Source organism: Bacillus sp. COPE52, assembly GCF_003355115.1.
Taxonomy (GTDB): domain Bacteria; phylum Bacillota; class Bacilli; order Bacillales; family Bacillaceae_G; genus Bacillus_A; species Bacillus_A toyonensis.
On the sequence record NZ_CP031292.1, the window covers coordinates 4740952 to 4753668 of the forward strand.

Sequence of the window (12717 nt, forward strand, 5' to 3'; positions counted from 1 at the left end):
GAATTAAGGGGGTTTTTATTTATTTGAAATAAAAATAGTCTTTGAGATTGTTTTTGTAAATACATATTAAGAAGAAAAGGTTTGTTTAATGTCAAAAAAAGATGGTATGTAGGTGGTGAAAGTGTGAAAGAGCGCGATAAACAAAATTCATTAAACTCTAATTTCAGAATTTCACCAAATCTTATTGGCCCTACTTTTCCTCCCGTTCCAACGGGATTTACTGGCATTGGGATTACTGGCCCAACAGGTCCACAAGGTCCGACTGGCCCACAAGGACCAAGAGGATTTCAAGGCACAATGGGGGAGAGGGGCCCAACAGGACCTCAAGGTGTGCAAGGAATTCAAGGTCCAGTCGGACCAATAGGTGCGACTGGACCAGAAGGACAGCAGGGGCCACAAGGATTGAGAGGACCACAAGGAGAAACTGGAGCGACAGGTTTACAGGGGGTGCAAGGATTACAAGGGCCCATTGGTCCAACAGGTACGACTGGAGTACAAGGGATACAGGGTGTACAGGGATTACAGGGTCCGATTGGAGCTACCGGACCTGAGGGTTCTCAAGGAATCCAAGGAGTGCAAGGGATACCGGGAGCAACAGGTCCACAAGGGATTCAAGGAGTGCAAGGAATCCAAGGGACAGAGGGACCGAGTGGAAGTACGGGAACAACAGGAGCAACAGGTCAAGGGATTACAGGCCCGACAGGAATAACAGGTCCAACAGGGATAACTGGACCTTCAGGAGGCCCTCCAGGTCCAACTGGCCCGACAGGAGCAACAGGTCCTGGGGGTGGACCGAGTGGAAGTACAGGGGTGACAGGACCAACAGGAGCAACTGGAAATACTGGAGCAACAGGTCAGGGGCTAACCGGTCCGACAGGAAGTACAGGAGAAACAGGTGCGCAGGGGCTACAAGGAATACAAGGAATTCAAGGGCCAATTGGCCCAACAGGTCCAGAAGGGCCACAGGGAATTCAAGGTATCCCTGGTCCGACGGGAGTAACTGGTGAGCAAGGGATCCAAGGTGTTCAGGGGATTCAAGGAATAATGGGAGCAACCGGAGATCAAGGCCCACAAGGTATACAGGGAGCTATAGGACCTCAAGGTGTAACAGGAGCAACAGGAGATCAAGGTCCACAAGGTATACAAGGAGTACCAGGTCCATCAGGAGCAACGGGACCACAAGGAGTTCAAGGGATACAAGGTCCGATGGGTGAGATAGGCCCAACAGGTCCAGAAGGCCCAGAGGGACTTCAAGGCCCGCAAGGAATACAAGGAGTGCCAGGTCCAGTTGGAGTAACGGGTCCAGAGGGGCCACAGGGGATACAAGGCATACAAGGACCGGTAGGAGCAACGGGCCCACAAGGCCCACAAGGAATACAGGGAATACAAGGTGTGCAAGGGATAACGGGAGTAACAGGAGTACAAGGAGAAACTGGAATTCAAGGGATACAAGGGGAAATAGGAGCAACGGGTCCAGAGGGTCCCCAAGGAGTACAAGGTGCTCAAGGGGGGATTGGTCCAACAGGTCCGATGGGCGCACAAGGAGTGCAAGGAATACAAGGGATTCAAGGCCCAACAGGTGCACAAGGAGTGCAAGGACCACAAGGAATTCAAGGGATACAAGGTCCGACGGGAGCGACAGGAGATACGGGAGCAACCGGGGCGACAGGGGAAGGCACTACAGGCCCAACAGGAGTAACCGGTCCAACAGGGGTGACTGGCCCGTCAGGAGGACCAGCAGGACCGACCGGTCCAACAGGACCATCAGGTCCGGCGGGAGTGACAGGTCCATCTGGTGGACCGCCTGGCCCGACAGGAGCAACAGGAGATACCGGGGCGACAGGCTCAACTGGAATGACAGGAGCGACAGGAGAAACGGGAGCAACCGGAGTGATGGGTTTACAAGGTCCGCAAGGAATCCAAGGAGTACAGGGAGAGATAGGTCCGACGGGTCCCCAAGGTGTTCAAGGTCCCCAAGGAATTCAAGGAGTAACGGGGGCCACTGGAGATCAAGGTCCGCAAGGGATTCAAGGCCCCCAAGGCGACATAGGTCCAACCGGCCCCCAAGGAATTCAAGGTCCACAAGGTTCTCAAGGAATCCAAGGAGCGACAGGGGGAACAGGAGCACAAGGCCCACAGGGAATCCAAGGTCCGCAAGGTGACATAGGTCCGACTGGGCCACAAGGTCCAACTGGAATCCAAGGGATACAAGGAGAGATAGGAGCAACCGGTCCAGAAGGCCCAGAGGGACTTCAGGGCCCGCAAGGAATACAAGGTGTTCAAGGGCCAGTTGGAGCAACGGGTCCAGAGGGTCCTCAGGGGATACAAGGCATTCAAGGACCGGTAGGAGCAACAGGCCCACAAGGTCCACAAGGAATACAGGGAATCCAAGGTGTGCAAGGGATAACGGGAGCAACTGGAGCACAAGGAGAAACTGGAATTCAAGGGATACAAGGGGAAATAGGAGCAACCGGTCCAGAGGGGCCCCAAGGAGTGCAAGGTGTACAAGGGGCGATTGGTCCAACCGGTCCGATGGGGACACAGGGAGTGCAAGGAATTCAAGGGATACAAGGAGCAACAGGTGCGCAAGGAGTGCAAGGACCACAAGGAATTCAAGGGATACAAGGTCCGACGGGAGCAACAGGAGATACGGGGGCAACCGGAGCAACGGGAGAAGGAACTACCGGTCCAACAGGAGTAACCGGTCCAACAGGGGTGACTGGCCCGTCAGGAGGACCAGCAGGACCGACCGGCCCAACGGGGCCATCAGGTCCAGCGGGAGTGACAGGTCCATCAGGTGGACCACCTGGCCCGACAGGAGCAACAGGTGCGACAGGAGTAACAGGAGATACCGGGGCGACAGGCTCAACTGGAGTGACAGGAGCGACAGGAGCAACGGGAGCAACCGGAGTGACGGGTTTACAGGGTCCGCAAGGAATCCAAGGTGTTCAAGGAGAGATAGGTCCAACCGGTCCACAGGGTATTCAAGGTCCGCAAGGAATCCAAGGTGTAACGGGGGCAACCGGAGCACAAGGTCCCCAAGGAATTCAAGGCCCACAAGGCGACATAGGTCCAACCGGCCCACAAGGAATTCAAGGTCCACAAGGTCCTCAAGGAATCCAAGGAGCGACGGGGGCAACCGGAGCACAAGGCCCACAGGGAATCCAAGGTCCGCAAGGTGACATAGGTCCGACCGGCCCACAAGGCCCACAAGGAATTCAAGGCCCGCAAGGAATTCAAGGTCCAACGGGAGCTACAGGAGCAACCGGAGCGACAGGTCCCCAAGGAATTCAAGGCCCACAAGGAATTCAAGGCCCGCAAGGAATTCAAGGTCCAACGGGAGCTACAGGAGCAACCGGAGCGACAGGTCCCCAAGGAATTCAAGGCCCACAAGGAATCCAAGGTCCAACGGGGGCTACAGGAGCAACCGGTTCACAAGGTCCAACTGGAGATACAGGTCCCACCGGAGCTGGAGCCACTGGAGCGACCGGGGCGACTGGAGTTAGTACAACTGCAACGTATGCATTTGCGAATAATACATCAGGAAGTGTTATTTCTGTTTTATTAGGCGGTACAAATATCCCATTACCAAACAATCAAAATATTGGACCAGGAATAACCGTTAGTGGTGGAAATACTGTATTTACAGTTGCCAATGCAGGGAATTATTATATAGCCTATACAATTAATTTAACAGCAGGATTACTTGTAAGTTCGCGTATAACTGTAAATGGAAGTCCGCTTGCGGGAACGATAAACTCCCCAGCAGTGGCTACTGGTTCATTTAGTGCAACAATAATTGCTAATTTGCCTGCTGGAGCTGCCGTTAGTTTGCAATTATTTGGAGTAGTTGCACTGGCTACATTATCTACGGCAACGCCAGGAGCTACTCTAACGATTATTAGATTAAGTTAATAAGTAGAAAACCTTGGAACTTTTATGTTTCAAGGTTTTTTTATCCCAGTATTTGAGAGTAATTCTCGCTAATCAGAGGGGAATGGATAACTTCCTATTGTTTAAAGTTTCACTTTATTCACCTTAGCAAAAACATCGCAGTTCGAAAATATATTATAATAGAATGAAAAGAAAGAAATTTGGCAGAAAGGGAGGGTGGCGATGCAGGAGATGGTTAAAGACTTTTTTGGACGCCCACTTCAAGATTTACGCATATCTGTCATTGATCGTTGCAATTTTAGATGTACATATTGTATGCCAGCAGAAGTATTTGGGCCTGATTATGCTTTTTTGAAAGATGAGTTTTTACTGACGTTTGATGAAATTGAACGTTTGGCAAAAGTGTTTGTTAGCATCGGTGTACGAAAAATTAGACTTACTGGTGGCGAACCACTGCTTCGTAAAGATTTAACAAAACTTATTGCACGTCTCGTGAAAATTGACGGGCTTGTAGATATAGGATTAACGACAAATGCGATTCATTTAACGAAACAAGCGAAGGCATTAAAAGAAGCTGGATTACATAGAGTGAATGTTAGTTTAGATGCGATAGATGATGATACATTTAGAAATATTAATGGTCGAAATATTAATACGAAACCTGTGATTAAGGGCATTATAGCAGCAAAAGAGGCAGGGCTTGAAGTAAAAGTAAATATGGTTGTGAAAAAAGGGATGAACGATCATCAAGTACTACCGATGGCTGCATATTTTAAAGAACAAGGAATCACGCTTAGATTTATTGAGTTTATGGACGTTGGTAGTACGAATGGATGGAATTTTGATCAAGTAGTTACGAAGCGGGAATTAATTGAGACAATTCATGGAGTGTATCCGCTTGAGCAAGCTGAAGCGCATTATTTTGGTGAAGTTGCGAAACGATATCGGTATGTTGGAACAAATGTAGAGGTCGGTTTTATTACTTCTGTTTCTGAGTCGTTTTGTTCTTCTTGTACGAGAGCGAGAATTTCGGCGGATGGAAAGTTCTATACTTGTTTGTTTGCGACGGAAGGATTGGATATAAGGGAACTTCTTAGAGATAATCTTTCGGATGAAGAGCTATTACATGTTATACAAGATGTATGGATGAATAGAAAAGATAGATATTCAGATGAACGGACAGAAGAAAGTGCAAAAAATCGTCCGAAAATTGAAATGTCTTATATAGGAGGATAAGGAAGGGGGCTATCGTATGCAGGAGCGATATTCAAGACAAATATTATTTCCTGGTGTTGGAGAAGGAGGGCAGCGAAAAATAAGAGAGAAGCATGTGCTTATTATCGGCGCTGGTGCCCTAGGTGCGGCAAATGCAGAAGCGATTGTTAGAGCAGGTGTTGGAAAAGTAACGATTGCAGATCGTGATTATGTAGAATGGAGCAATTTACAAAGACAACAATTATATACAGAAGAAGATGCAAAGCAGTATAAACCGAAGGCGGTAGCGGCAGCAGAACATTTAAAAGAGATTAATTCTGAGGTGGAAATTAATCCAGTTGTAACTGATGTAACGGTGCAAGAAATGGAAGAACTAGTGAATGGTGTAGACTTAATATTAGATGCGACAGATAATTTTGAAACGCGTCTTCTCATTAATGATATTTCACAAAAGTATAATATTCCGTGGATATATGGTGGTTGTGTCGGAAGTTACGGAGTGACTTATACAATTTTACCAGGGAAAACACCGTGTTTCCGCTGTTTAATGGAGCATCCGGCGAGTGGAGCAACATGTGATACAGTTGGTATTATACAGCCAGCGGTGCAGTTAGTAGTTGCGCATCAAATAACAGAAGCGTTGAAAATATTAGTAGAAGACTTTGGTGCGCTTCGTGAAACGATGCTATCGTTTGACCTTTGGAATAATCAGCAGATGGCATTTAAAGTGAATAGGCAGAAAAAAGATACGTGTTTATCTTGTGGAAGATTACGTACATATCCGAGTTTAACATTTGAAGCACAAACGAAAACGGAAGTGTTATGTGGGCGGAATACAGTACAAATTCGTCCAGGGATGCGGAAAGATTTTAATTTAGAAGAAATTAAAAAGCGCTTACAAAAAAGTGTAGAGGTAAAGGCAACACCTTATTTATTATCATTCCCGATAGAAGAATATCGATTTGTTCTATTTACAGATGGTAGGGCGTTTATTCATGGGACAAATGATATGAATGTAGCGAAAAGTTTATATGCAAGATATATAGGTTGAACCTAAAGGAAATCCTTTAGGTTCAACGGAGAGGATTACGAATTTCTCGTATAATTGCCACTTTTTCCACCTGTTTTTTCAAGTAAGTACGTTTCACCAATAATCATACCTTTATCAACAGCTTTACACATATCATACACGGTAAGAGCCGTAGCAGAAGCAGCTGTTAAAGCTTCCATTTCAACGCCAGTGCTACCTTCTGTTTTAACTTTTACTTCAATAAGTAATCGATATTGTTCATTTGATTGTTGCCAATCGAAAGAAACGTCAACACCTTTTAATAATAAAGGATGGCACATTGGGATAATATCAGAAGTGCGTTTTGCAGCCATAATGCCTGCGATTTGGGCAACTGCTAATACGTCACCTTTCCCAATTTCATTGTGAGAGATTTTATCATAAATTTCTTTCGTAACTACAATGCTAGAGCACGCAATTGCTGTTCGAACGGTTGTTTTTTTGTCGCTTATATCAACCATCTTCGCGCGTCCTTGGTCATTAAAGTGTGTGAATGAAGACATGGAATTCCTCCTTGAAGTAATTTCTGTTTAATATATAAAGTTTAATCGAGATAAAAAAAATTGCAAATATGAGGTGAGAAACGATGGTGGAAAAACGAATTCCAATTCAAGTTGCTGAGGCAGTAGAGCGGGTAATGAAATATGCGAAGCATGGTGAAGTAGAAGAAGTTTCTATTACGGAAAGTTACGGGAGAATTCTTGGGGAAGATGTTGTCTCAGATCATGACGTTCCTCATTTTGATCGTTCTCCTTACGATGGTTTCGCAATTCGAGCAGAAGATACGAAAGAAGCGAATCAAGAGAATCCAGTTGAATTTGAAGTAATAGGAGAAATTGGAGCGGGGTCTGTTTTTGTAGAAGAGGTAGGTTCTTTTGAAGCAGTTCGTATTATGACGGGAGCAGCTATTCCAGAGGATTGCAATGCAGTCGTAATGCTAGAACTGACAGAAGGATTTGAGAAGAACGGAAAAACATATATGAGGTTAAAGCGTCCTTTTAATAGTGGTGACAATGTGTCATTTAAAGGAGAAGATATAAAACAAAATCAAGTTCTCGTTAAGAAAGGTGTTGCAATTAATCCAGGTGTTGCTGCGCTATTAGCGACGTTTGGATATAGTACTGTGAAAGTTGTAAAACAGCCTGTTGTCGGTATTGTAACGACAGGGAGTGAATTACTAGAAGTACACGAGTCGTTAGAACCAGGAAAGATTAGAAATAGTAACTCTTATATGATTGCCGCTCAAATTATGAAAGCTGGTGGAAAGGTCCGATATTATGGCCAACTGGCTGATGAGCTAGATGCATGTTTTACAGCTGTTCAATCGGCGATGGATGAGGTTGATATTTTAATTACAACAGGCGGTGTTTCGGTAGGAGATTATGACTACTTACCAGCTATATATGAAAGATTACAGGCGAATGTCCTCTTTAATAAAATAGCGATGAGACCAGGAAGTGTAACGACAGTAGCTGAAGTTGATGGAAAGTTACTTTTCGGTTTATCAGGGAATCCGTCTGCTTGTTATGTAGGCTTTGAATTATTTGTGCATCCGATTATAAAAACGTATTTGTATGCGAAGGAGCCTCACGTATATAGAGCTGATGCTATTTTACAAAAAGATTTTCCAAAGCCAAATCCATTTACTCGTTTCGTAAGAGCAAACGTGACGATCGTGGATGGGGCATTACAAGCGATGCCGGTCGGTTTAGATAAATCGAGTGCGGTATCTTCACTTGCGGATGCAAATGCGTTTATCGTGTTGCCTGGAGGAACGAGAGGATTTGAGGCAGGGATGAAAGTATCCGTATTATTGTTAGAGCATTCGGAGGGATGTGATTGGCCTTGGGCAAAGTCTCTTCAATCATACAAATAGTAGGGTATCAAAATAGCGGGAAAACAACACTTGTAGAGAAAGTTGTGCATGCTTTAGCCGAAAGCGAAATGAAAGTTGCTACAATTAAACATCACGGGCACGGAGGTTTTCCAGAAGTAGCACAAAAAGATAGTGAAAGACACAGAAAAGCCGGTGCTGTCGTAAGTAGTGTAGAAGGTGCGGGATTACTTTCACTTTCTTCGTTAAGAGAGGAATGGTCCTTACAAGAAATTATTCGCTTATATGAGTTTTTTGAAGTGGATACAATTTTAATAGAGGGCTATAAAAAAGAGAACTATCCGAAAATAGTGTTACTTCGTTCTGCGGAAGACGTTGAACTTGTACATAAAGTAGAAAATGTAGTAGCGGTCATTACGTGGTATAATGCGCCGGTAAATTTACGAGAAGAATATAAAGTATTTCATATAACAGAAGAAAAGTTGTACATAGGCTGGTTTTTACAAACGGTTAGGAGTGCGAAATGATAAATACATATTATGAAGTAATTGATACAGAAATCTCGATTGAAGAGGTAGCGAAGAAAGTAATTCGCCGTGAATGCGGTGCTGTTACAACGTTTATTGGAACGGTTAGGGAGTTTACGAAAGGGCGTCGTACATTATACTTAGAGTATGTCGCTTATAAGACGATGGCAGAAAAGATGCTACAGAAAATAGGCTTAGAAGTGAAGGAGAAATGGCCAGATACACACGTTGCGATTACGCATCGCATAGGTACATTGCAAATTTCTGATATCGCGGTTGTTGTGGCTGTTTCAACACCGCATCGTAAAGCGGCCTATGAAGCGAATGAATATATTATGGAACGCATAAAACAAATTGTTCCCATTTGGAAAAAGGAGTTTTGGGAAGATGGTGACTCGTGGATTGGTGACCAATTAGAAAAAACGCCATATCCGGCGGGAGAGCCTGGGAAGGAGTTATAAGTATGATTCGAGTATTGTTATTTGCGCACTTGCAAGAAGAAGCAGGAACAAGTGAATTACGAATAGAGAAAGAAAATATTACGGTTGCAGAGTTAAAAGATATTGTTACCAATGAATATAATGTACCAGTATCAGCGCCAATTATGGTTGCAATTAATGAAGAATACGCAAATGAAGATGATAAAATTCAATCTGGTGATGTTGTTGCACTCATACCGCCAGTGAGCGGTGGTTAATATTGGATTCATTAAAACGACTTTCCTGAATAGGGGAAGTCGTTTTTTTATGGTATTTTTGAGAACACTAATTTATAGAACAAGGAGGGCATTATGAAAAAAATATGTGTAATGATGACGATAATATGTTCTATCTTTCTCTTTTCTCCAAGCGACTCTTTGGCGAAAGAATCGAAAGAACAACTTTTAGAGAGTGCGCTCTTAAATCGATATTACTCCGTTATAAGGCAAGCGACAGAAGATCAATATGAATGTGATTCAGTTGTAAATATAAAGCGTCTCGGTAAGAAAGACGAATTCGTTCCTCGATTTGAAGTGACGCTACAATTTCTTACTTTTCAAGGTGCACATAATCCGCCAAATGACAAAGTTACACTTACTTTGGAAGATAATTTAGATCACATAAAGATCAAGAAAGTGGAAAGAGAAAAAAATGTTTCTAGTGCGATCGCAGAAAAGGTTTGCGCACAAGCGAAAGAAAAAATGAAAGCACACTCTAACAGTGTAGAGCGGTAACTGATGACATTTCGTAAAGAAAGGTAATGAGCCATGGATATATTTTTAGCGATTTTACCAGCTATATTTTGGGGAAGTATTGTGCTATTTAACGTGAAACTGGGCGGTGGACCGTATAGTCAAACGCTTGGCACAACGCTTGGTGCACTTATTTTCTCGATTGTTGTTTATATTTTTGTAAAGCCAGTATTAACTCCTACCGTTATTGGAGTTGGAATTGTGTCAGGTTTATTTTGGGCACTTGGTCAGGCGAATCAATTGAAAAGTATTGATTTAATGGGTGTTTCGAGGACGATGCCAATTTCAACAGGACTGCAATTAGTTGCGACGACTTTATTTGGCGTTATCGTATTTCATGAATGGTCCACGACAATTTCAGTCGTCCTTGGAATTTTAGCGCTCGTTTGTATTCTTATCGGTGTTATTTTAACGTCACTTCAAAGTGAAGAAGAAAAAAATGCAGAGCAAGCAGCAAATTTTAAAAGGGGCATCATAATTTTATTAATTTCAACAGTCGGTTATTTAGTTTACGTAGTAGTTATTAGGCTATTTAACGTAGATGGTTGGTCGGCTTTATTACCACAAGCAGTTGGTATGGTGTTAGGAGGTATTTTACTTACGTTTAAACATCATCCATTTAATAAATATGCGATACGAAATATTATTCCAGGATTAATTTGGGCAGCTGGAAATATGTTTTTATTCATTTCGCAGCCGCGTGTCGGAGTCGCAACAAGCTTTTCACTATCGCAAATGGGAATTGTTATTTCGACGCTTGGCGGGATTCTTATATTAGGCGAAAGAAAAACGAAACGTCAATTAACAGGTATCGTTGTTGGGATCGTTTTTATTATTGCAGCTGGAATTATGTTAGGAATTGCAAAAGGTTAAGGAGGTATTGAAATGTATAGTGATTTAGAAGGGAAAGTCGTCGTTATTACAGGATCAGCAACGGGTCTCGGAAGAGCGATGGGAGTAAGGTTTGCTAAGGAGAAAGCAAAGGTCGTTATTAACTATCGCTCACGAGATTCAGAAGCGAATGATGTGTTAGAAGAAATTAAAAAGGTAGGCGGAGAAGCGATTGCTGTAAAAGGTGATGTGACGGTCGAGGCAGATGTTATGAATCTCATTCAATCTGCTGTGAAAGAGTTTGGTACGCTCGACGTTATGATTAATAATGCAGGAATAGAAAACGCGGTACCGTCGCATGAAATGCCGTTAGAAGATTGGAATAAAGTAATCAATACAAATTTAACAGGCGCTTTTTTAGGAAGCCGTGAAGCGATTAAATACTTTGTGGAACACGACATTAAAGGATCTGTCATTAATATGTCTAGCGTTCATGAGAAAATTCCGTGGCCACTATTCGTGCACTACGCAGCAAGTAAGGGCGGTATTAAACTTATGACAGAAACGTTAGCGTTAGAATATGCACCAAAAGGTATTCGAGTAAATAATATTGGACCAGGTGCAATTAATACGCCAATTAATGCCGAAAAGTTTGCTGATCCAAAACAGCGGGCTGACGTAGAAAGTATGATACCGATGGGCTATATTGGGAAACCGGAAGAAATTGCAGCGGTAGCAACTTGGCTTGCTTCATCAGAGGCGAGTTATGTAACGGGAATTACGCTATTTGCAGATGGTGGAATGACGTTATATCCATCGTTTCAAGCTGGGCGTGGGTAATATAAAAGGACGAAGAGATAAAACTCTTCGTCCTTTTTTTACAAAAAAAAATAGCGGCCAGCTATTTTAAATTTAGTGATTAATTGTATCTTGAAGAAATTCTGTTGCTTGATGTTCAGTAACATTTTGTACGAGCGCGACTTCGCTGATCATCATTTTTCGTGCATTATCTAGCATTTGTTTTTCGCTCGCATTTAATGTTCTCTCTTTATTACGGCGAAGTAAATCCCGAACCACTTCTGCGCTATCTTGTAAATTGCCATTTTTCATTTTTTCCATATTCATTGTATATCTTTGTTTCCATGAGAGTGATGGGTCTGACTCCCCGTTTTGAAATTCAAGAAGTATATCATCTAACGTACCTCGATCAACGATATAACGAATACCTGATTTTTTTAATTGTTCCATCGGAAGCATTACTTGCATATCTTTACTAATGATGCGTATCACACAATATTGACGTGAAGTACCTAATATTTCTTTCTCTTCAATTGCTTCGATAATTCCTGCACCGTGCATTGGATAAACGATTTTATCACCAATTTGAAACAAATCATCCACCTCCATATGTGGTAACCACTTTTAATGATAACATAAGTTCGTAAAAATGTCAAATTTTATATAATACCATATTGAATACATTTGAGTCAATATGTAAAAGGTCTTTTTTTATGTATTTTTTTATGGTTTTATGTGAAATAAATATAGGTAACTTTTTTAGAAAAATAGTACAGGGTGAAGAAGGGGCATATCCACTTATTTTTAAGCATAAAATGTAAAATCGCTAATACAATATACCTAAATCCGTTCTTTGCAAAGGAGGGAGAGAAGGTGGGGCACACAATAAAAATTGATATTACAAATAAAGTTGTAGCTAAATTTAGATCAAATTATTTGGAATTATATACGAGTAAATTTATGATAGGTAAGTTTTATGTCTATACTGAAGATAAACAATATGTGTTAGAAGACGGATATATATATGAAAATGGAAAGTTTTATCGCATCATAGATACGCACCGTGGCAATAATCAAGCGGCGGAGGGCTGCGATCTAGGATGGTGTTAACATGATTCGTGTGAAAGTGTTTGATGAAAGTCACGAAAAAGACTTAGAAGACGCTGTAAATGTGTTTTTGAAAAAGATTGATGATAGTCACTTTGTAGATATTAAGTACCAAGTTGGTGTTTCTATTAACGATGATGAAAACCAAATTTATTGTTTTTCAGCAATGATTGTTTATAAAGCATAAAAAAGAGCTGGGTGAGCCAGCTCT

The 12717-nt window shown here is 42.5% G+C and carries 14 protein-coding genes; 12 read left to right on the top strand and 2 right to left on the bottom strand.

What is annotated here, in order from left to right; translation table 11 throughout:
• The first annotated feature begins 123 nt into the window (after window positions 1-123).
• The 3 genes from DPQ31_RS24095 (at window position 124) to DPQ31_RS24105 (ending at window position 6160) form a co-directional block, all read left to right on the top strand.
• A complete protein-coding gene (locus DPQ31_RS24095; RefSeq protein WP_208731112.1) occupies window positions 124-3915 on the top strand; it encodes a BclA-related collagen-like exosporium protein in 3792 nt (1263 codons plus the stop codon).
• A 201-nt stretch (window positions 3916-4116) separates the two neighbouring features.
• Window positions 4117-5130 (top strand): GTP 3',8-cyclase MoaA, encoded by a 1014-nt coding sequence (gene moaA / locus DPQ31_RS24100; RefSeq protein WP_001157125.1) that lies wholly within the window; start codon window positions 4117-4119, stop codon window positions 5128-5130.
• Window positions 5131-5146: 16 nt separating this feature from the next.
• The gene (locus tag DPQ31_RS24105; protein WP_098711860.1) at window positions 5147-6160 is read left to right on the top strand and encodes a molybdopterin-synthase adenylyltransferase MoeB; all 1014 of its coding nucleotides are present in this window, start codon (window positions 5147-5149) and stop codon (window positions 6158-6160) included.
• A gap of 35 nt (window positions 6161-6195) precedes the next feature.
• On the opposite strand, the gene moaC is transcribed toward DPQ31_RS24105, so the two are convergent.
• On the bottom strand, window positions 6196-6681 hold the full coding sequence (gene moaC, locus DPQ31_RS24110; protein ID WP_208731113.1) for a cyclic pyranopterin monophosphate synthase MoaC: 486 nt from the start codon (window positions 6679-6681) through the stop codon (window positions 6196-6198).
• 83 nt (window positions 6682-6764) lie between these two features.
• On the opposite strand from moaC, the gene moeA reads away from it, so the two are divergent.
• The 7 genes from moeA (at window position 6765) to DPQ31_RS24145 (ending at window position 11441) form a co-directional block, all read left to right on the top strand.
• Window positions 6765-8054, top strand: a complete 1290-nt coding sequence (moeA, locus tag DPQ31_RS24115; RefSeq protein WP_208731114.1) for a molybdopterin molybdotransferase MoeA — start codon at window positions 6765-6767, stop codon at window positions 8052-8054.
• A complete protein-coding gene (mobB, locus tag DPQ31_RS24120; protein ID WP_208731115.1) occupies window positions 8018-8539 on the top strand; it encodes a molybdopterin-guanine dinucleotide biosynthesis protein B in 522 nt (173 codons plus the stop codon). The genes moeA and mobB overlap by 37 nt, the downstream gene beginning before the upstream one ends.
• Window positions 8536-9000 (top strand): molybdopterin synthase catalytic subunit MoaE, encoded by a 465-nt coding sequence (gene moaE / locus DPQ31_RS24125; RefSeq protein ID WP_000611221.1) that lies wholly within the window; start codon window positions 8536-8538, stop codon window positions 8998-9000. The genes mobB and moaE overlap by 4 nt, the downstream gene beginning before the upstream one ends.
• A gap of 2 nt (window positions 9001-9002) precedes the next feature.
• Window positions 9003-9236: a molybdopterin converting factor subunit 1 gene (gene moaD, locus DPQ31_RS24130; protein ID WP_097959489.1), complete on the top strand. Its 234-nt coding sequence runs from the start codon at window positions 9003-9005 to the stop codon at window positions 9234-9236.
• Window positions 9237-9329: 93 nt separating this feature from the next.
• Window positions 9330-9752, top strand: a complete 423-nt coding sequence (locus DPQ31_RS24135; RefSeq protein WP_208731116.1) for a DUF3888 domain-containing protein — start codon at window positions 9330-9332, stop codon at window positions 9750-9752.
• Window positions 9753-9785: 33 nt separating this feature from the next.
• Entirely contained in the window at window positions 9786-10643 is an 858-nt protein-coding gene (gene glcU / locus DPQ31_RS24140; protein WP_000350875.1) for a glucose uptake protein GlcU, read from the top strand.
• 12 nt (window positions 10644-10655) lie between these two features.
• Complete coding sequence (locus DPQ31_RS24145; protein ID WP_000286691.1) at window positions 10656-11441, top strand: glucose 1-dehydrogenase; 786 nt, start codon at window positions 10656-10658, stop codon at window positions 11439-11441.
• Between the two features lie 72 nt (window positions 11442-11513).
• Here the strand turns inward: DPQ31_RS24145 and DPQ31_RS24150 are convergent, their stop codons facing one another.
• Window positions 11514-12008, bottom strand: coding sequence for a CarD family transcriptional regulator (locus DPQ31_RS24150; RefSeq protein ID WP_000451446.1), 495 nt, complete (start codon window positions 12006-12008; stop codon window positions 11514-11516).
• A gap of 264 nt (window positions 12009-12272) precedes the next feature.
• On the opposite strand from DPQ31_RS24150, the gene DPQ31_RS24155 reads away from it, so the two are divergent.
• Both DPQ31_RS24155 and DPQ31_RS24160 read left to right on the top strand, forming a co-directional pair.
• Window positions 12273-12509: a DUF2553 family protein gene (locus DPQ31_RS24155; RefSeq protein ID WP_000510185.1), complete on the top strand. Its 237-nt coding sequence runs from the start codon at window positions 12273-12275 to the stop codon at window positions 12507-12509.
• A 1-nt stretch (window position 12510) separates the two neighbouring features.
• Window positions 12511-12693, top strand: coding sequence for a sporulation protein Cse60 (locus tag DPQ31_RS24160; protein WP_000621749.1), 183 nt, complete (start codon window positions 12511-12513; stop codon window positions 12691-12693).
• The last annotated feature ends 24 nt before the right edge of the window (window positions 12694-12717 follow it).